Raw genomic sequence first — 19,907 nt, forward strand, 5'->3', positions numbered from 1 at the left:
CGAGCAGCAGAGGCCCCGCGCGCACGGCTATGGCCACGCTAGGCCTGTAGGCCGCACACCCGAGACGGTCGCCGGGGCGGGTTGAGGGGTTATCGGGCAAGGCTCCCCGCTCCGGCCTCCCACCCCACAAGAGAGGAACTGTGATGGCTTACCAAGAACCAGTCCGCTGCCCGTGCGAAGTTTGCCAAGGCCGCCCGCGCCCAGGGCAACACCAAAGTCGGTCGCCGGGCCAAGAGCACCGCCAAACAGACCAAGGAGCGCTGGCGTTAACTAGCCTCGGCTTCCGGGGCAATCCGCAGTACACCACCGGAGCTTGCATAGTTTTTCAGTCTCTAGATATACTGCGGGCTGAGTAGATCAGGAGGACAGGATGACTGAACAGACATCTACAGCCCCGACACCGTCCAAGAAACGCGGGGTGGCCTTTCCGCAACTGTCGCTGGAGGCGGCTGTCGAGGCGATTGTGGCCATGGGACAGCACGGCGCAGACCACAGCCAGGATGCTGCGGCCGCGTACTTAGGACACCAGACAACAAACAGCGGTGCCTACCGCGTAAAGCTGGCCGCACTCCGTGATTGGGGTCTCATCAAGCGGGGTGACAAGGAGCGCGTCATTCTGACCGAGTTGGCCAAAGACTTGGTGATGGCGGCCCCCGATCACGCGCATGCACGCGCTCTTCTGCTGGCAGCCTTTGATTCGTGCCGAGTATTTGAGCAGTTGTATGAGGACAGCGCGAAGGACGTTCCGCAGACAACGGAACGATTCAGAACGACCGTCGTCATGCGGCACAATGTTGCCACCGATCAAGCCGACAAGTTCATCGACATCTTCGTCGACAGCGCTGGTTACGCCGGGCTCGCGAAGCGAGACGGAAATCAGGTCACTCTTCTGCCGCGTGACAGGCCGACGACCGTTCTGGAGGATCATCAAGCGACCTCCGGGTTCCCCAACATCTTCGAGGCGAATGGGCAGCTAGTAGCACCGAAGTCGCCAGCCCCTCCGTTGGACCGAGTGGTGCGAGTAGCCGAAACACCTACGGCCCCTGCACAGCCCGAGATTCCGGTAGCGCTTCGCCAGTCCTGGCCCATCGACGGCGGGGAGATTGAGTTCGTGATCAGAACTCCGAAGGCGCTGCCGCCCACCATCTACGCCGAGATGGCGAAAATGGCTGAGATCGCGGCGGCAATGCAGGAGCTTCTGAAATCCGTTACCGAGCCGCCGACGCCTACGCCCGCCGCGGCGCCAGTCGGCAACGACGACTGAGTTTAGGTCGAGGAACGCGTGGAGGCCGCGATGTGGCTTGGGTTGGCAGCGGCAGCTGTGCCGGTCACGGCTGGACTCTGCTTCCTCGCGTACCTCTTGTTCATGGCCTTCGTGGTCATCAAGACCGGCAACACGAAGGGACTGAACGACGTCGCCACGGCCATGCGCGCCTACAAGGTCCCGCTGCTCTCCCGTACCGGCAAGAAGCCGACCGTTGAATAGCTCGCACCCATACGTTCGATTGCAGCGCGTCTTACCCCGGCGATACCCTGGGCCGTGCCCGTACTGCGGCAGGATCGGAATCGTACCGATAGCGCCCCTAGTCGTACTGCAATCGCAGGTAGGGGCTGGATTTCACGGCTCCCTGTACCCGCCGACCAGTGTCTACCGCTCACCCGTTCGGGCGTAGAAAAGGCTTCCCAAGCTGAATACGCGGGTTCGATTCCCGTCATCGGCCCACGATGAGCGGCGGTGCCGTTCGACTGGCCAGTGCCGGTGCCAGGGATTCATACCCCGATTCAAATGTCACCAGCCGCCTTCAGCGCGCCATCTTGGGACTGCGCGTTCATTCCCCTGCAGCACAGCGGGTCTGGGATGAGCAGCCGGTCGGGCGGACCATCCAGATCGGCCGAACAGGTACCCCGATACGAACGCGAGCAATTGTCAGAGTCGGTTTCAGCCGTCGAGGGTGCGCCGTTGGGGATAGATCGTCTCCCCGCGGGCGAGCATCTCAACGAACTGGGCGATCCGGCGAGTCCGGGTGTCGGTGCGTTTGGCATTTGAAACTCGGTAGATGACGGCATAGCGGTTCCGCGAGGTCAGGATGTCGAACATTTCCTGGGCCCGGGGCTCGGCGGCCAACGCGGCGGCCAGGTCGTTCGGTACCTCGATGCTGGCCTGCCCGGCGTAGGCCGCGTCCCAGCGGCCGTCGGCCTTGGCACGCTCGATCTCGCTCAGGCCGGCCGGATGCATCCGGCCAGCACTGATCAGGCCGTTGACGAGAGCAACATTGCGTGCTGACCATGCGCTGCGCGGACGACGCGGGGTGAAGCTTCGGCGAAAGGTGGTCTCATCGCGGCCCCGCACCTGTCCGTCGATCCAGCCGTAACAGAGCGCGTCTTCGAGCGCTTCGTCATAGGTGAGGCGGGTGGGTTGAGTCGTGCCCTTCTTGGCAAGCACCAACCACACCCCGGGTGAGCTGTCGTGGTACGTCCCCAGCCATTCCCGCCACGCGCTGGCGTCGGCGACGATCAGCTCCGGCAGTTGATCCCCCGCGGTCATCGCGCCTTCCCAACATTCGACGCCGATCCCCGCTTTTGGTCGGCTTCGAGCGCTGCGGCGGCGGCCCCTTCGTCGGCCCAAATCTCCACGACGTAGACGGTATCCGGGTCGGCGCGATCGTGACCGATCAGATACGCCTGGCAGCCGGGGAAGTCGCTTGCGGAAGACGGCGCCGGCACGAACGGGGGCCACCAATCCGGGGGCATTGACTGTGCGGCGCGCCTGGGTGCCCTCAATCAGCGCGTAGGCATCGCGATCCCGGACGCGCGAACCCGGCCCTTTCGTGACTTTGGTCCTCAAACCTACTGCGGCAAGGCACTTTCGACGGGGTTACGCTGGTCCTTGATCAGACAAACGGACTGAAGATCATCCTCGGGAAGGCGCGCCCTGCTCACGCCGCATCGCCAAGACTCATCCACAACTTTGACCATTGCGCGCGAGCGCCGGCTCTACCGCTGGGCCAACTGGTCGTTGATGTTGCTCCATTGACCTTCGCCCTTGTGGTTGCCCATGTTTCGGCATTGGCCGTCGAGGATGATCTGCCCGTAACTGTGGTCGGACGGCATGTAGTTGATGCTGGCGGCTACGCCATCTTTATTCAGCGAAGCGCCGTGGTAGTGCTGGCCGGCGGGCGCGCCGTCGTTCCAGCCGTGCGCGACCATCGCCGCGCGTACTTGCTGGAAATACGCGTCGGGGTCGCCGTGGATCAGGAAGCTGAGGGTGACGGTGCCCTGAAACGGCGGGTCTCCCTGGTCGTTACAGGAGGCGAAGGAGAACGCCCCGCTGACGCCGTCCAGGTTAGCGACGGCGACGATTTGTTTGGCGGGCTCGATGACCTGGGCCTTGGTCTGATCGTCGCTCATCGGGTGGGCTGTGTCTTCATACGGATTTGTCGATCCGGCGGCGTGTGGTTTGTGTTGCACTGGCGCGCATCCTCCTAACAGCATGGCGACGACCACGACCGACGTAAGCAGTGCTTGGCGCAACGGCACGCGTTCTTCCTTAATGGTGGTGTTGGGCATCGAAGACATGGTTGTCGGTGATAGATCCTGGCGATCGGTCCCACTCCGGGTCAACGACGGCCGGCGTGTGTGGGCCGATGGTGACGGGCGGTAGCCCCGGAATCCTGACTTGCACGCCGCCTAGCGAATGGCGATGTTCGGCGGTCATGCCGTCGGCTTGGAGCTGGTCACCGTGGCCGGAGACGATGTCGGCCATGCCGTACAGGGCCTCGCTGCCACGGTGGTAGTAGTACGAGTGGTCGTGGGGGTTGATGCCGTCCGACCCGGGTACCTCGGCGCGGAAGCGGACCGATCCGAACCCGTCGACGGCGGGGTCGCCGCCCAGGCTGGGATTGTTGCCGAAGAAATTCTCGCCGAATATTTGCTTGCTCGCGCCATCGAGATGACCGAGCATGCCGACAGGATCGGTTGAGGCGTCTCCCACGAACACGTGCCCGCCATCCAGGTGAAAGCTTGCGGCGGTGGTGGCACGGTCGGTACCCGGACAGCCCAGCAGCACAGCGTCATTGGCGTGCATGTTGTGCATGGCAAACGCATCCGCGACGGTGGTCGAACCATACGAGTGGCCCAGCACCGTGACATGCTGACCTGCCCCGAGGTGTGTCGCCCACAGACCATTGACGTCCTGCGCCAGCGCCGCACTGCCTGTGCGGGCCAGTTCTGGGGTGGAGATGCGCACAACGTCGTCGAATCCGTTGGGGGCGTCGTAGCCCATCCACGCGATTACCGCCGTCGGGTTATGGGGATCGGCGGCATTGGCTTGTTCGAACAGGTTGATGGCGTCGTTGTGGCCGTCGTGCAGCCAGCCCCCTTTCACGCTGCTGCTGGTGCCAGGCACGATCACCGCGGTGTTCTTCGCAATGTCTGGGTTTCCGATCGCGATGGCGGCGCGACCTTTGCCGCCGAATGCTATTGGGTCGTAAGCGAATAGGTAGACCGGATTCGGGTGAAGCGGATCTCCCGCGTCGTGGTCGAGGCCTAGCTTGGTCTCGTTGGCGTTGTGGTAGCGGGTGACGTCCGTGGCCGACAGGCCGAATTTCGCGGGGTCTCGAAGTACGTCGTCCACCGAGACGCCGTTGCGGCTGGCGATCCCGCGCACCCGGTCAAGGTCTTGGTTCATCACGGTGAGGTTGGCGTCATTGCGCGCAAGGATGGGGACGCCGTTGAGGTTGCCGACTTGGTCGGGGTGCTCGGCCATGAATCGCTGGCGCTGCTGCGGGGTCAGTGATGTCCACCAGCGATGGACGTCCTCGGGATTGGTGCTCGGTGGCGGGATCTGGTCGTCCGCGTCGACGGGCGCGAGGATATTCGGGTCGTAGCCGTCGGTGCGCAGATTGCCCAGACAGTTCCGCAGCGTGGCCTCGTAGCCGTCGCGGATCGACTGCAGCTCGTGCAACGCATCCCGGACATCGTCGGCGGCGTCGGCTTTCGCGTCGTCGATCAACTTCTTCAGGAAAGCCTCGGTCTTCGCGTCGGGGTGGCCGTGCTGCAGATCGTGCTCCGCGGCGTCGATGATGTTGTCGAGGCCCTGCAACTCGTGTTCTAACGTGGCGATCCGTTGCGTTCCGGCTTTTTGGGCCTCGGCCAACGCGGCGGCGATGTTCTCCAAGTCAGCGCCGATTCTGGGCAACCGCTCGGACTGCGCACCGAGCGTTTTGACGAGCCGCTGCACTTCAGCGGCGTCGTTGATCGGGTGGTCACCATTCTGGTGGTTCCAGGCCGCGCCGAAACGCTGCCGGGCTTGCTGGAACGCGTGGTCCGCCTCTGCGGTGTGTCGGCCCGCGCCATGGAAGGCCTCGGCCAAGCTCGAAATCTGAGCCGGGCTGCCGGCCTGCAAGCTCTGATTGATCGCCCACGGATCACCGCCGGCCTGGGCGATCAGATCGGCAATGCTAAGCCATTTCAGCTGCACTGTTCCACCCTGAACACTCGCCCGTAGTTCTACAAATCAGCTACGACGGTACCTCCGCCGACGCCCGGTCCCCGCCAGTTCCACCCGACAATGCACCGCCGGTCCGCTCACGCTGATGTGGCGCCGAAACAGCGCCCACAGCAACCGCTTTCATAACCCCACCCGGCGCGCCGGCAAGCGCCTTATCCGCTGGTAACTTTACCGCCATGGGTGCCTTGGATGGTCGCGTTGCCTTTATCACCGGCGGAGCTCGCGGGCAGGGCCGCTCTCATGCGCTGGCCCTGGCCGCCGAGGGGGCCGACGTCGTCATCGCCGATGCCCCGCAGGCGATGACCGACCTGACCTATCCCCTGGGCACCGAGGACGACCTACGGGAAACCACCAAGCTCGTCGAAGAGCTGGGCCGGCGTTGCGTGCCGATCACCCTGGACGTGCGCGACGCGGCCGCGGTCAACGCCGCGATCACGCAGACAGTCGCCGACCTGGGCAGCCTCGACGTCGTGGTGGCCAACGCCGGAATCGTCAGCACCGGGCTGCTGGAAGACGTCAGCGACGTGGTGTGGCAACAGCTGATCGGCACCAACCTGACCGGCGCCTTCCACACCCTGCGGGCCGCCATACCGGTGATGCGGCAGCAGCGGTTCGGCAGGATCGTCGTGACCTCCTCGATGGGCGGCCGCATGGGCATCCCCGAGCTCGCCGCCTACAACGCGACCAAGTGGGGTGTCATCGGCCTCGCGAAGTCCGCCGCGCTCGAGGTCGCCAAAGAGGGCATCACGATCAATGTCGTCTGCCCCACCACCACCCAGACGCCGATGGTGCAACCCACCGGAAGCGACGACGTCCCCGACGACCTGGCGCGCCGGATGACCAAAGCCAACCCGATACCGCAGCCCTGGCTGCAGCCCGAGGACGTCAGCCGCGGCGTGGTGTATCTGGTCACCGACCCCGGGGTGATCACCGGAAGCGTGCTCGAGATCGGCCTCGGCGGCAGCGCACGCATCCACTGACGAACGTCTGAGGAACGGGCGCCGGCCGACGGCGCATCGCCGTCAAATGAGGTGTCGGAACCATACTGACGGCGAACTGATGTTCGCTACGCTTGACCCCGATTGTTCAATCGCCTGGGAAGCTGGGGCCAGGTAATGGCTGAAAAACCCAAGGCTCGCGCCCGCGCGTCGGGGCCGAGCGAGGTCGTGGCGGAGTTAGCCGCCGCCGGGTTCGACAGTGCCCGCCATATCGCTCGGGGCGCCGCCGGAGTGGTCTATTGCTGCCACGAGACCGCGCTCGGGCGCAACGTGGCGATCAAGGTGCTACCGACATTCATCGACGACGCCGGCCGCGAACGGTTTCTCCGCGAGGGCTACGCCATGGGCGGGCTGTCGGGGCACCCCAACATCGTCAACATTTTGCGGGTCGGCCTGACCGCGAGCGGGCGCCCCTACATCGTCATGTCCTACTGCCCCGCGGGTTCGCTGGGCCTGCGGGTGCAGCGCGAGGGTCCCATCGCCTGGCCCGAGGCCGTGCGGATCGGCGTAAAGCTCTGCGGTGCATTGGAAACCGCACACCTGAGCGGCACGTTGCACCGCGATATCAAGCCCGCCAACGTCCTGGTCAACGACTACGGCGAACCGCAGCTGACCGACTTCGGGACCGCCCACATCGCCGGCGGATACGAGACGGCGGCCGGATTGTTCTCCGGCACGATCGATTACCTCGCCCCCGAAATCATGGCGGGCGAGCCCGCGACCGTCAGCAGCGACGTGTATTCGCTTGGGGCCACGCTGTATTCGCTCATTGCGGGCAGCCCCGCATACGAGCGCCGCGGCAGCGAAGACCTGCTCGCGCACTACACGCGAATCAACAACACGCGCGTCCCGGACCTGCGTCCCGGCGGAATCCCCGACGCGGTGTGTTCGGCGATCGAGACGGCGATGGCGGTCGACCCGGCCGAGCGGCCGACGTCGGCGGCGGAGTTCGGTCGCGGATTGCAGGAAAGCCTGCGCCGCAACGGCTTGAAACCCGACGCCATGGCCATCACCGCCGTCGGCGCGGGCGCGGCGCGCGCGGTGGGCGGCTCGACGGGTCCGGCCAAGGCGCGGACCCTGCCGCCGTCCGGGCCTGGCGGGAAGACGGGGACAGCGGCCCCGCGACCGCCGCGCATCGCCACACCGGCCCCACGAAACGCCGACCCGGACGGTGCCACCTCGCTGATCCATCCGCTCAACGACCGCCGAACGACGCCCGCACCGTCGCGCCCTGCCGGCCCGCAGCAGACCGGTCCACGCGGCCCATCGGTGGACAGGCGAGGCCCAATTCCGGCCAGGCCCAACACGTCTCAGCCCACCGAGGCGATCGCCGCACCGACCAGCATCACCGACGCGATCACGCCGTCGGGTGACGCGGAGCCACCCGCGGTCGAGCGCCGCGGGCCGGCCGCCGGGGCGGTGAAGTGGCTGAGCTCGTCGGGCAAGAAGCGCAACCGCCTCACGGCCCCTCTGATCGTTGTGGGGATCGTGGTGGCCGTGCTGGTGCTCGGCAGCGGGGTCTACGTGCTGCTCAGCCAGGGCAACAAACACCACCAAGCCGCGAATCAACCGAGCGCCCCGGCGGTCAAGTGGCAGCCGATCACCAACGCGCGCATCGCGCGCCAGGCGGCGGCGACCACGCAGGCCGATGGCACGATCTGGATCTTCGGCGGGCTGGGAAGCAACCACGCGCTCGTCGCAAACCACGAGGGCTACGACCCGGTGATCGACAGCTGGAAGAGCGGCGACGACCTTCCCGTTCCGGTCCAGCACGCCATGGCGGTGACGTGGCGGGGCAACCCGATCGTGCTCGGCGGCTGGCGCGCCGCGGGTCCGCAAAAGGTTGCCAGCGACCAGGTTTGGCGGGTGGTCAACAGCCACTGGGTCGAACTGCCCCACCTGTTGCAGCCCCGGGCGGCGGCCGCGGCCTCGGTGGTGGGAGACCGCATTGTCGTCACCGGCGGCGTCGACGCGAACGGCGCGCTGCTGAACACCACCGAGATCTTCGACGGCAACTCCTGGACCCTGGGCACGCCGATACCGACCCCCCGGCAGATGCTCGCCGCGGCGTCGGACGGCAAGCTGGTGTACGCCGTCGGCGGCAGCACCGGGACCGCCGACCTGGCGGCGGTCGAGGCGTATGACCCGGCCGCGAAAAGCTGGACGCGGTTGCCCGACCTGCCCCAGCCGCGCGGTGACCTCGGCGTGGCGATCGCCGATCGCCGCCTGGTGGCCGTCGGGGGGCAGTCGGCCGGGCAGGTCCTCAAGAGCGTGTCGGTGTTCGACCTGACGACGAATGCGTGGGCCGGCCTGCCCGACATGGGGGCGGCGCGCCACGGCATGGCGGTCGACGCGGTGGGGCAGGCCGTGTTCGCGATCGGCGGGTCGAGTGAGGCCGGCGACGGCCAGGCGACCTCGTCGGCCGAGGCGCTACAGCTGCCGGCCCGCCGAATCCAGCCGGCCGCGCAGTGGCGTTCCCTGCCGGACGCACCCACGCCCCGGCTGATGACGGCGTGGACCGTGCTCGACGACAAGATCTGGATCGTCGGCGGGCTGCGTGACGGGGTCGCGCTGTCGACGGTCGAAAGCTACGACCCGCGCGCCGGCACCTGGCAGACCCAACCGCCCCTGCCCGTCCCGCTGCACCACGCCGCGGCGGCGACCTATCACGGCGAGGTGGTGGTGCTCGGCGGCGCCAGCAGCGACCTCACGCAGGCGTCCACCAAGGTGTTCGCGTTGCGCGGCGGCAAGTGGATCGAGTTGCCGAGCCTCACCCACGCCCGCGCGGCGCTGGCCGCCGCGGTGGTCGGTGACAAACTCGTCGCCGTCGGCGGCCAGAACGCCAAGCAGCTCGTCGCCCAGACCGAGGTCTTCGACGGCAGCTCGTGGCGCGACGCGGCCGACATGCCAACTCCGCGTGAGCATCTCGCCGCGGTGTCGGACGGCACCTACGTGTACGCGGTCGGCGGCAGATTCCTGTCGGCCGACAAGAACTCCGCGGCGTTCGAACGGTTCGACCCGCAATCCGGGGCGTGGACCAAGCTGGTCGACATGCCGACGCCGCGCGGAAGCTACGGCGCCGCGTTCATCGACGGCCGGATCCTGGCGGTCGGCGGCGAGGAGCCGACGCGGGTGTTGGGGGTGGCCGAGATGTACGACATCGCCAACGGAACGTGGAGCGTCCTGCCTCCCATGCCCACCCCGCGCCACGCCGAGGCCGTCGCGACGGTGGGCAACACCGTCTACTGCATCGGTGGCGCGAACCGGCCGACCCACGAAGGCCCGGTGGCCACCGTCGAGGCCCTGGACTTCATCTAGCCGATCAGTGGCGCCTGAGCCGGCTGCGCCACCCCACGAATCCCGCGTACACAATGGTCAGCAACGCCAGCATGCCCACGTCGAACAGCCAGGTTGCGGCCGTGTGCTTGAAGTGGCGGTCTTTCGGGGCGAGCGGGCCGGGCTCGATCGTCCACAGGTCGACCGTCGAGGCCTGCGCCGCGTACCCCCAGCGCGAGGGCACCGCCCACGACATCTGGTCCAGGCCGATCCGGTTGGTGACCGGGACCATTCCCCCGCAGAGCACCAACTGCAGCATCAGGGACACCACCAGCAGCGGCATGATCTGCTCATTGGAGCGGGCGAGGGAGGACAGGACCAGGCCGACCATCGCCGCGGCGACGCACATCGCGGCGGTCGCGACGTACAGCTCGAGGGTGGCGCTGCCGAGCAGCAGGGCCGGGCGGGTCGGTGCGCCCTTCCCCAGGATCGTGATGGTGGTGGCGATCGCCGACTGGATGACGGCGAACACGAAGAACACGGCCATCTTCGCCAGCAGGTACGCCTTGGTGGACAGGCCGACCGCCTGTTCCCGGCGGAAGATGGGCCGCTCGCCGATGAGGTCGCGGATCGTCAGCGCGGTGCCCATGAACACGGCGGCCATGGTCAGCAACATCAATACCGAGCCCGGCTCGTCCGAGCCGTCCCCGCTGGGATCGGCGACACGGAATCCCGTCGAACCCGGCACGGTCAGCGACAGCGCGCCCATCACGAACGGCAACAGCGCCAGGAAGATGAAGTAGGCGCGGTCGGCGACGATGAGCCGGATCTGGCGGCGCGCGATCGTGGCCAACTGGCGGCGGGTGCTCGAGCGGGCCGGGGCACCCAGATCGGCCGGCTTCTCCGCCTCGGGCCCGGCCGGCGGCGGTTTTTGCTGGGCCAGGAAGCGGCGGTTGGCCTCGTCGGGGTCCGCGCCCACCATGCCGAAGATCTTGGCCCAGTTGGTGGTTCCCATGGTCGCTTCGATTTCGTCGGGCGGCCCGCAATACGCCGTCTTGCCGCCGGGCGCCATCAGCAGCACCTGGTCGCACAGGTCGAGGTAGCTCAGCGAGTGCGTCACCACCAGCACCACGCGACCGGCGTCGGCCAGCTGCCGCAGCATGGTCATGACCTGCAGGTCCAGCGCGGGATCCAGGCCGGAGGTCGGCTCGTCGAGGATCAGCAGCGACGGCCCGGTGAGCAGTTCGAGCGCCACCGAGGCACGCTTGCGCTGCCCGCCGGACAGCTTGTCCACCCGGGTGTCGGCGTGCTTGGTCAGCCCGAGTTCCTCGATCACCTGCGCGACGACCTGGGCGCGGTCTTGTTTGCTGGTGTCGGGTGGCAGCCGCAGCTCGGCGGCATAGTTGAGCGCCTGGGTCACCGTCAGCTGGCGGTGCACGACGTCGTCCTGGGGCACCATCCCGATGCGGCTGCGCAACGACGCGAAGCTCGCGTGAATGTCGTGTCCCTCGAAGGTGATTGAGCCCGAACTGGGACAGGTGGCCCCGGCGATCAGCCGCGACAGCGTGCTTTTGCCGGCCCCGGACCCGCCGATGAGCGCGGTCAGCGTGCCGGGCCTGGCGGTCAGCGAGACTTTGTGAATCAGCCGTTTGCTGTCGATTTCGAAGTCGACCTCGCGCACCTCCAGCCCGCCGGTGCGGGTGGCCGCTTGGGCGCGGCGGAGCAGGATCTCGCCGTTGAACACCAGGTCGACGTTGCCGATGGTGACGACGTCGCCCTCGGTCAGCGGGGCCGACAGGATTCGGGTGCCGTTGACGAACGTCCCGTTGATGCTGTGCGCGTCGTGGATCTCCATGCCGCTCGGACCCGGAACCAGGTAGGCGTGCTGGCGCGACGCCAGGACGTCCGAGATGACGATGTCGCTGTCCTCGGCGCGGCCGATGACGGCGGCGCCCGCGGGGGGCGCGGCGAGCCTCGACCGGGACCGCTGCACCGCGCGGCGCAGGTTGGTGCTGTCGAACTCCGCGGCTTCGAGGGCTTGCGCGCCGATCTCGGTCAGCGGTTGGCCCTTCGCCGGCACGCCGGCCGGCCTGTCGGGCGGCGGCCCCGGTTGGGGACCGCGCGCCGGCGGCGGTTGGTTCGGATAGCCGACGGCGCGGCGCGGGCCGCTGGCCGCTTGCGGTGGCGGCGGCCCGTAGCGCAAGGGGGCGGGCTGCTGGCGCGCGATGCGGGGCGCCGGGCCGCCGACGGGCTGGGCGGGCTCCGGGCGAGGGGGCCTCACGGCGCCGGGCCGGGCCAGGGCCTGCATCCCCTCGACCGTGGGCGGCAGCTGCCCCACGGTCCTGTCGGAACGTTCGATCACGAAGCTCAGACGCGGCCCGTCGGGACCCCCGACGTTGATGGTCTGGCCGTCGCGGATGTCGACGACCGACACCCGACCGCCGTTGACGAACATCCCCGTCGGCGATCCGTTGTCGATCGCCAGCCATTTGCCCCGATCGAACCGCAACAGCAGGTGCGCACGGGCGATCCGCGGATGGGCGACACGCATGTCGGCGCGAAGGTCGCTGCCGACGACGAGGTCGTGGCCCGCGGCGAAACTGCGCCGTGACCAGTCAGATTGAACCGTCAGCACGGGCGGTGCGGGCCTACTCATCCCCTCAGTATTCGATCCGCCGCCACCAAGCGCCAGCGGTTTGGTCATATTGGTTTTCCGGTCGCCCACCGCATTTGCTGGACGGGTGCGTCACGGCGGCGATGCGCGGCGGCCGGCCCGTCGGGCCGGCGTTGTCGACCGTCCCGCTGGCCGCGGCGCCGCCTCACCAAACCTCCCGTGGCCAAACCGTGACCGTCGCGTGCCCAAATATCAACGCGCCCTTACGCTTCCGCAGGTCAGCACACATTTATCATCCCTATTACAACTCTGTCAGTTAAAAGGAAATGGGGCCATGCGGACGGGTGTTCGGTGTGTTCTTGCGGTCATCGGAACCGCTGCGAGTGTTGTCGTGACGCCGGCCGGGGTAAGCCTGGCCGCGGCGAACCAATCGCATGGTTTCGCGGTCGCGTCGATCTCCCCGGGGCGCGACGAGGTGGTCGGCGTGGCCCACCCCATCCAGGTGCGCTTCACCGCCCCCATCACCGACCCGGCCCTGCGGCAGGCGGCCGAGCGCGCCGTCGCAGTCAAGTCGACACCCGCGATGACCGGCAGGTTCGAATGGCTCGACAACAAGGTTGTGCAGTGGGTGCCGGACCGATACTGGCCGGCGCACAGCACGATTCCGTTGACGGTGGGCGGCGCGGCCGCCGAGATCAAGACGGGCCCCGCCGTGATCGGCGTCGCGAGCATCTCCGAACACACCTTCACCGTCAGCATCGACGGCGCCGAGGCGGGACCGCCGACCTCGCTGCCCGCGCCGCACCACCGGCCGCACTTCGGCGAGCAGGGCGTGATGCCCGCCTCGATGGGCCGGCCCGAATACCCGACGCCGGTCGGCTCGTACACCGTCCTGTCCAAAGAGGAAGCGGTGACGATGGATTCGAGCAGCGTCGGCATCCCCGTCGACGACCCCAACGGTTACCTGCTGACGGTCAACTACGCCGTCCGCATCACCAGCCGCGGCCTGTTTGTGCACTCCGCCCCGTGGGCCGTCCCCGCCCTGGGACTCGAGAATGTCAGCCACGGCTGCATCAGCCTCAGCCCCGACGACGCCGAGTGGTACTACGACCACGTCCACGTGGGCGACCCGGTGATCGTCCAGGACTGATCCGCCAACCCGTTACGCAGCTCCGCACCCCGGCGCAAGCCCGGGTGCGGAGCTTTAATCGCGCTGCGGTAGAGAGCTTTTCACCGCGAACGAAACGGGCCCGCTGGTGAACACCAGCGGGCCCGGCCCGTTCCGAAGCTGAGGTGGCCTCAGCTCGCGCCCGCAGGACCGGGGCGGATCGGCTGGCCGGCCGTCGGGCCGCCGGTGGGTGCCGGTCCGCTCGGCGCATCCTTCACCCCGGACATGTCGATGATGGGAGCCGCCGCCTCCAGGGGAGCACCAGCGGCCGCCGGCCCGCCCAGGGCGATCAGCGGCGCGCCGGCCGGCACGACGGGTACCGGCGGCACGACGGGTACCGGCGGCACGAGCGGCACCGGCGGCGCCAGGGGCAGCGGCGGCACGATCGGCAGCGGTGCACCGATCGGCAGCGGCCCGGGCACGGCCATCGGCACGCCGGACATGTCGGTCATGGGCGCCGCACACACGCCGCCGGCTGGTGCGCCCGCGGCCACTGTTCCGGCGCCCGCTGCCGGGCCACCGGCGGCCGGCGCCACCTCGCCCGACTGCCCCTCAATGCACGCGTGGCCGCCCGTAATCAGCGGGGCGGCCGCCGCGTCGGGGCTCAACGCGATAGCAGCTCCGCACAACCCAGCGCCGGCAACTACTTTGATGTTGAACCGATCGACGATCGCCATCAGCGTCAACTCTCCTTTATTCACGCTCAGCTATTTCCGCAATCATGTGGTGCAGCAGGCCCGCCTAGCCGTACCGAGGCCGCTTTTCACGACCGCGCCAATTGTCAGCAGCCGACGCGCGACACGCGCCACGCCGCACCGCGCCGTTTCCAAATGGTGACGTCACAACGGCGTCACGAATCAGAACACCCTCGGCGGACACCGATCGACCTGCACGAATGGGCTTGCGCCGTAGCGGTACTCAGCGATCGTCGCCCCCCGGCCACGCCGCCGACCGGGCGCGTCGTGCGGCGATCCCGCGTGCTGGCCGCGCCCTCGTCGTAGCGCCCGACGGACAGCCGCCCGGATGCTCGGCTGGCCGACTTCAAATCCCACGGACTTTATTTTTCCGCAGGTCCTTCACAGGAAACTGTAGGTGAACAGTTATCGTTCCCAAGGTTACGTAGAAGTTAACATCGTGATTAGAACTGTTGACGGGAAGAGGAGAAGGGGCCATGTCACCACGTCGTCTCGCCGCCGGGTTCATCGGTTCAGCCCTGTTCGGCGGCCCGCTTCTGGCCGGTCTTGTCTGGGCAAGTCCAGCGCAGGCCGACGCGGCCGGCTTCCTCAATGACATGCATCGCGACGGGGTCCACGCCGTCTCGGGCGGCGACGCCGCGCTGTTGCAGGCCGGCCTGAACGTATGCCAGCAAATCTCCTGGGGCGCTCCGCCCGCGCAGCTCGAAGGCTTGGCGCTGCAGCGCTCCGACGACCAGCAGGGGGCGGGTGGCCTGAGCGCCAAACAGGCCGACGACGTGGTCGTCTACGCCATGCGCGATCTGTGCCCCAGCTAGAAAGGGCCCCGATCCAACAGACTTCGGCGGCCTAGCGACCGGCCGTTCTTTGCCGACTATTCACTCTCCCGATTTCTTTGCGCAGCGGGTCGTCGCACTTTTGTGTAAAAGTGCATCATCCGCATCGGGCGCAGACGTAAGGAGAAGGTTGGATGGCGGCACGCAGGCGATATGGCCGGGTGATGGGCGCGGCGCTGGCCAGTGGCCCACTTGTGCTGGCCGGGGTCCTCTGCGCCGGCCCGGCGCGGGCCGACGGGGCAGCCTTCCTCAACGACCTGCACAACGCCGGCATCCATGCCGTCAACGGCGGCGACCCGGAGCTGCTGCAGATGGGCGCCGACCTGTGCCAGCAGCTTTCCTGGGGCGCCTCCCCGCAACAGCTGGAGGGCTTGGCGCTGCAGCGCTCCGACGCCGACCAGGGCACCGGGGGCATCAACGGCCGCCAGGCCGCCGACGTCGTCATCTTCGCGCTGCGCGACCTGTGCCCCAACGCCTGACGGCGAGCTAGTGGCGGGCAGTCCGCTCCGCGCTAGGGTGACACTCGAGTGAAGCTGAGCGCACGGAACCTGGCCGGCCTCGAGATCCCGGTCCCGACCTATGACCGCAGCCAAATCGGCGTCGGCATAGCACATTTCGGCGTCGGCGGCTTCCACCGGTCGCATCAGGCCATGTACATCGACCGGCTGCTCAGTGACGGGCTCGCACACGACTTCGGCATCTGCGGAGTCGGCGTGCTGCCGGGCGACGAGCGCATGCGCGACGCCCTGCGCGGCCAGGACCACCTCTACACGCTGATCCTCGAGCACCCCGACGGCACCCGCGAGCCGCGGGTGATCGGCGCGATCGTCGACTACCGTTATGCGCCCGACGATCCCGACTCGGTGATCGAGCTGCTGGCCGATCCGGCCACCCGGATCATCTCGCTCACCATCACCGAGGGTGGTTACCAGCCGCCGCTGAGCGCGGTGTTCGGGTTGGTGGCCGAGGCGTGCGACCGGCGGCGCGTGCGCGGCCTGCCCTCCCCCACGATCGTGTCCTGCGACAACATCGCCGGCAACGGAGACCTGGCCCGGCGCGTCTTCACCTCAGCCGCCGAACGAGTGAATCCCGCACTGGCGCAATGGATGCGCGAGAAGACCACCTTTCCCAACTCGATGGTCGACCGGATCACACCGGTGACCACGCCCGACGTGCTCGAGCGGCTGGAGTCCGAATTCGGGGTGGCCGACGCCTGGCCCGTCATCGCCGAACCGTTCGCCATGTGGGTGATCGAGGACAACTTCGCCGACGGCCGCCCGCCGCTGGATCGGGCCGGGGTGCAACTCGTCGAGGACGTGGCGCCGTACGAGGCGATGAAATTGCGGCTGCTCAACGCCGGGCATCAGGGCCTGTGCTATTTCGCCTACCTCGCGGGATACCGGCTGGTGCACGACGCCGCCCAGGATCCGGTGATCGCGGATTTCCTTGCCCGCTATATGGATTCGGAGGCCATGCCGACGCTGCGGCGCGTCCCGGGCCTCGACGAGTTCCGGGCCGGCCTGCTGCCGCGCTTCGCCAACGCCTACATCCGCGACACCGTCGCCAGGCTGTGCGCCGAATCCTCGGACCGCATCCCGAAGTGGTTGTTGCCGGTGGTGCGCGACAACCTGCGCGCCGGCGGGCCGGTGCGGCTGTCCGCGGCGATCGTCGCGAGCTGGGCGCGCTACGCCGAGGGCGTCGACGAACGGGGCGAACCGATCGAGGTGGTGGACCGCCTGGCCGACACCCTGGTGCCGCTGGCCCGCGCGCAGCGCGACGACCGGCTCGCATTCCTGGCCAACCGGGCGGTCTTCGGCGACCTCGTCGACCACGAGCGCTTCCGCGAGGCCTACCTGTGGGCGCTGGACTCGCTGCACCAGCAGGGCGCGCGCGCCACCCTGCGGGCGTTGCTCGGGGCCGACCCGCCGTGACCCTGGTCGCCGGCATCGACTCCTCGACCCAGTCCTGCAAGGTGCTGGTGTGCGACGCCGCCACCGGCCGGGTGGTTCGCGAGGGCCACGCCAGCCACCCCAACGGCACCGAAATCGACCCTGCCGCATGGGAATCCGCGACTCGTCAGGCCATCGCGGCCGCGGGCGGGCTGGACGGGGTCGACGCGGTGGCCGTCGGCGCGCAGCAGCACGGCATGGTGTGCCTGGACGCGACCGGCCGGGTGGTGCGCCCGGCGCTGCTGTGGAACGACGTGCGTTCGGCCGACGCCGCGCGCGCACTCGTCGACGAGCTGGGTGGCCCGCGGGCCTGGGCCAGGGCCGTCGGCGTCGTGCCGCTGGCCGCGATCACGGCGGCCAAGCTGCGCTGGCTCGCCGACCACGAGCCGGCCCACGCCGACCGCACCGCGGCGGTCTGCCTGCCGCACGACTGGTTGACGTGGCGCCTGCGTGGCCAGGCAGACCTTGCGGCGCTGACCACCGATCGCAGCGACGCCAGCGGCACCGGCTACTACGACGCCGCCACCGGCGCTTACCGATTCGATCTGCTGGAACTGGCCCTGCGCGGCCGGTGCCCCGGGCTGCCGACCGTGCTGGGACCGTCGGACCACACCGGCGGCGGCACAACGGTGTTCGGCGCGGGTTTGGGCGACAACGCCGCCGCCGCGCTGGGCCTTGGCGCCGAAGAGGGCGACGTGATGGTGTCGATCGGGACTTCGGGGGTGGTGGCCGCCGTCACCGCGGACCCGATCCGCGACGACGCGGGATTCGTCGCCGGGTTCGCCGACGGCACCGGACGCTACCTCCCGCTGGTGTGCACCCTCAACGGCGCGCGGGTGCTGGAGGCGGCCGCCGCGATGCTGCGGGTCGACCACGACGAGCTGTCCCGGCTCGCGCTGTCGGCGCCCCGGGCGCCGCGGGGCTGGTACTGGTCCCGTACCTGGAGGGCGAACGAACACCCAACCGGCCCAACGCCTCCGGTGCGTTGCACGGGCTGCGGGTGTCCAATGCGACGCCGGCCAACCTGGCCCGGGCCGCGGTGGAAGGACTGCTGTGCTCGCTGGCCGACGGCGTCGCGCAGCTCACCGCGCACGGCGTCGCCGTGCGCCGCATCCTGCTGATCGGCGGCGGCGCGCAATCGCAAGCGCTGCGCGAGATCGCGCCCACGGTGTTCGGCAGTCCGGTGCTGGTACCCGCCCCGGCCCAATATGTCGCGCTGGGCGCGGCGCGGCAGGCCGCCTGGGCGCTGAGCGGATCACCCCGCCCGCCCGCGTGGGATCCGCCGCCCACCACCGAATACACCGCCGCCCCCGCACCCGAGGTGACGGCGCGCTACGCGCGGGTGCGCGACCTCACCGAGGGAACCGCCTAGTCGCCGGGAAGCGGCCGGAACACCGGCAGTATCCGGTACTTCGCGCTGAAGCTGGCCTTGTCGTATTTCGCGCCCACCTCGCCGTCGCACGCGATGACCGTGGGACCGTCGACGGCGCTGAAGCTGAATTCCGGCACCTGCAGCTCGTGATAGAGCGGGCTGCGCTCCAGGCGGCCCAGGGCGAGCGCGGTCAGGATCCTGGTCCTCGCCCAGTGCCGCCCGGTCTCGAGGATGCGCACGTCGATCAGACCGTCGTCCATCCTCGTCCGCCGCGCCGGCGCGAACCCGCTCGGCAGGTACAGCGAATTGCCCAGGAAGAACAGGGACGTCAGCAGGGTCTTGTTGTCGTAACGGATGCGCACGGGCTGCTCCTTGCGCAGCGTGCGCAGCATCGCGTACAGGCCGGCCAGCGGCTTGCCGATGCGTTTCTCGAGCTTTTCGCGCCGCCGCACGAAGGCCGGGTAGGCGCCGATGCTGGCGGTGTTGAGGACCATCTGAGAGTCGTTGAGGCACACCAGGTCCACGCAGACCACGTGGCCGCGCCGGATCGCGTCGACCGTCTTGGCGACGGTGTCGCAGCCGATGTCCTTGGCGAAGTGGTTGAACGTCCCGGCGGGAAAGACGGCCAGGGGCAGCCCCGCGTCGATGGCCACCCCCGCGGCGGCCGCGACGGTGCCGTCACCGCCGCCCACCGCCAACACCTCGGCACCTTCGGCCGCGCCGCGCAGCACCTGGACCGGGTCGTCGTCGGGACCCAGCTCGCGGATGTCCACCTTCGGCAGCTCCGCACGCACCTCGTCGACCACTCGGGCCCCGGTGCCGCTGCCCGACTCCGGGTTGATCACCAGCACCACGCCGGAGCCATCGGGCCGCTGCGGCGCCGCGACACGAAGCGGTTCCGTTCGCGGAAGGGCGGTTTCGACGATCGGGGGGACGAGCCGGCCGCCCAGCACGGCCAGGCCCGAGCCGATGCCGAATCCGGCGATGACGTCGCCGGGGTAGTGCGCGCCGGTGACGACCCGGGACAGACCCACCAGCCCGGCCAGCAACGCCAGCCCGAAACCCAGCGGCGGGTTCTCCAGCCCCACCCCGATGGCGAACGCCGCGGCGCTGGCCGAGTGTCCCGACGGCAGCGAGTTCGACGTGGGGCGGCGGCGGACCTGCCGGACCAAGGGCACCAGGTCGTAACCGGGCCGGGGCCGTCGGCGGATCCGCTTGGCGACCTGATTGGTGACCAGGCTGGTGGCGGCGAGCGTCACCAGCCCGCGCGTCGCGCCGCGCTGCGCGCTTTGCTTGCCGGTGGCCAGCAGCGCCGCGCCGATGCCCACCCACAGCTTGGAGTGGTCGGCCGCCCGGGTCAGCGGCGGCATCACCGCGTCCAGCAGCGGGGTGTCCGTCTCGGCGATGGCATCGAACAGTTCTCGATCCAGCGTGCCCAGTCCCCGGGTGATCTGTTTGATGCCGCGTGCGCGTTGCCAGGGCCCCCTGCTCAT

The 19,907-nt window shown here is 68.8% G+C and carries 15 protein-coding genes and 2 pseudogenes; 9 read left to right on the top strand and 8 right to left on the bottom strand.

All coding sequences use genetic code 11. The features are described 5' to 3' along the window. Positions 1-370: 370 nt before the first annotated feature. Positions 371-1,264: a hypothetical protein gene (locus tag AC5Y5B_RS03120; RefSeq protein WP_500003416.1), complete on the top strand. Its 894-nt coding sequence runs from the start codon at positions 371-373 to the stop codon at positions 1,262-1,264. Between the two features lie 18 nt (positions 1,265-1,282). Then, positions 1,283-1,486: a hypothetical protein gene (locus AC5Y5B_RS03125; RefSeq protein WP_500003419.1), complete on the top strand. Its 204-nt coding sequence runs from the start codon at positions 1,283-1,285 to the stop codon at positions 1,484-1,486. Between the two features lie 453 nt (positions 1,487-1,939). Here the strand turns inward: AC5Y5B_RS03125 and AC5Y5B_RS03130 are convergent, their stop codons facing one another. The 5 genes and pseudogenes from AC5Y5B_RS03130 to AC5Y5B_RS03150 all read right to left on the bottom strand — a co-directional run bounded on the left by AC5Y5B_RS03130 (position 1,940) and on the right by AC5Y5B_RS03150 (position 5,479). After that, entirely contained in the window at positions 1,940-2,545 is a 606-nt protein-coding gene (locus tag AC5Y5B_RS03130) for a YdeI/OmpD-associated family protein (protein ID WP_500003422.1), read from the bottom strand. Then, a complete protein-coding gene (locus AC5Y5B_RS03135; RefSeq protein WP_500003424.1) occupies positions 2,542-2,751 on the bottom strand; it encodes a putative quinol monooxygenase in 210 nt (69 codons plus the stop codon). The genes AC5Y5B_RS03130 and AC5Y5B_RS03135 overlap by 4 nt, the downstream gene beginning before the upstream one ends. Then, positions 2,702-2,857: pseudogene (locus AC5Y5B_RS03140) on the bottom strand (IS256 family transposase); the annotation flags it as partial. The pseudogene AC5Y5B_RS03140 and the gene AC5Y5B_RS03135, both read right to left, overlap by 50 nt. A 137-nt stretch (positions 2,858-2,994) precedes the next feature. Beyond that, entirely contained in the window at positions 2,995-3,567 is a 573-nt protein-coding gene (locus AC5Y5B_RS03145; RefSeq protein ID WP_500003428.1) for a lipoprotein LppJ family protein, read from the bottom strand. Next, positions 3,548-5,479: a putative alpha/beta hydrolase gene (locus tag AC5Y5B_RS03150; protein WP_500003431.1), complete on the bottom strand. Its 1,932-nt coding sequence runs from the start codon at positions 5,477-5,479 to the stop codon at positions 3,548-3,550. The genes AC5Y5B_RS03145 and AC5Y5B_RS03150 overlap by 20 nt, the downstream gene beginning before the upstream one ends. 206 nt (positions 5,480-5,685) lie before the next feature. Here AC5Y5B_RS03150 and AC5Y5B_RS03155 point away from each other — a divergent pair, with 206 nt between their 5' ends. Together AC5Y5B_RS03155 and AC5Y5B_RS03160 are read left to right on the top strand one after the other, a co-directional pair. Next, positions 5,686-6,489 (top strand): mycofactocin-coupled SDR family oxidoreductase, encoded by an 804-nt coding sequence (locus AC5Y5B_RS03155; RefSeq protein WP_500003434.1) that lies wholly within the window; start codon positions 5,686-5,688, stop codon positions 6,487-6,489. Between the two features lie 135 nt (positions 6,490-6,624). Beyond that, positions 6,625-9,825: a DUF1668 domain-containing protein gene (locus AC5Y5B_RS03160; RefSeq protein WP_500003436.1), complete on the top strand. Its 3,201-nt coding sequence runs from the start codon at positions 6,625-6,627 to the stop codon at positions 9,823-9,825. Between the two features lie 4 nt (positions 9,826-9,829). On the opposite strand, the gene AC5Y5B_RS03165 is transcribed toward AC5Y5B_RS03160, so the two are convergent. Beyond that, positions 9,830-12,439 (bottom strand): ATP-binding cassette domain-containing protein, encoded by a 2,610-nt coding sequence (locus AC5Y5B_RS03165; RefSeq protein WP_500003438.1) that lies wholly within the window; start codon positions 12,437-12,439, stop codon positions 9,830-9,832. Positions 12,440-12,731: 292 nt separating this feature from the next. Here AC5Y5B_RS03165 and AC5Y5B_RS03170 point away from each other — a divergent pair, with 292 nt between their 5' ends. Beyond that, complete coding sequence (locus AC5Y5B_RS03170; protein WP_289176577.1) at positions 12,732-13,547, top strand: L,D-transpeptidase; 816 nt, start codon at positions 12,732-12,734, stop codon at positions 13,545-13,547. Between the two features lie 149 nt (positions 13,548-13,696). Here AC5Y5B_RS03170 and AC5Y5B_RS03175 read toward each other — a convergent pair whose 3' ends face one another. After that, positions 13,697-14,251 carry a hypothetical protein gene (locus AC5Y5B_RS03175; RefSeq protein WP_289176578.1) on the bottom strand — a complete coding sequence of 185 codons (555 nt, stop codon included), beginning with the start codon at positions 14,249-14,251 and terminating at the stop codon, positions 13,697-13,699. 485 nt (positions 14,252-14,736) lie between these two features. On the opposite strand from AC5Y5B_RS03175, the gene AC5Y5B_RS03180 reads away from it, so the two are divergent. The 4 genes and pseudogenes from AC5Y5B_RS03180 to xylB form a co-directional block, all read left to right on the top strand. Continuing rightward, positions 14,737-15,075: a DUF732 domain-containing protein gene (locus tag AC5Y5B_RS03180; protein WP_112635847.1), complete on the top strand. Its 339-nt coding sequence runs from the start codon at positions 14,737-14,739 to the stop codon at positions 15,073-15,075. A gap of 152 nt (positions 15,076-15,227) precedes the next feature. Next, on the top strand, positions 15,228-15,572 hold the full coding sequence (locus AC5Y5B_RS03185; RefSeq protein WP_112635845.1) for a DUF732 domain-containing protein: 345 nt from the start codon (positions 15,228-15,230) through the stop codon (positions 15,570-15,572). Positions 15,573-15,620: 48 nt separating this feature from the next. Next, the gene (locus tag AC5Y5B_RS03190; protein ID WP_112635843.1) at positions 15,621-17,024 is read left to right on the top strand and encodes a mannitol dehydrogenase family protein; all 1,404 of its coding nucleotides are present in this window, start codon (positions 15,621-15,623) and stop codon (positions 17,022-17,024) included. Further along, a pseudogene (xylB, locus tag AC5Y5B_RS03195) lies at positions 17,021-18,408 on the top strand (xylulokinase); the annotation flags it as partial. The gene AC5Y5B_RS03190 and the pseudogene xylB, both read left to right, overlap by 4 nt. A gap of 2 nt (positions 18,409-18,410) precedes the next feature. Here xylB and AC5Y5B_RS03200 read toward each other — a convergent pair. Next, positions 18,411-19,907, bottom strand: a complete 1,497-nt coding sequence (locus tag AC5Y5B_RS03200) for a bifunctional phosphatase PAP2/diacylglycerol kinase family protein (RefSeq protein ID WP_112635313.1) — start codon at positions 19,905-19,907, stop codon at positions 18,411-18,413.

The organism is Mycobacterium sp. NGS33 (assembly GCF_059812885.1).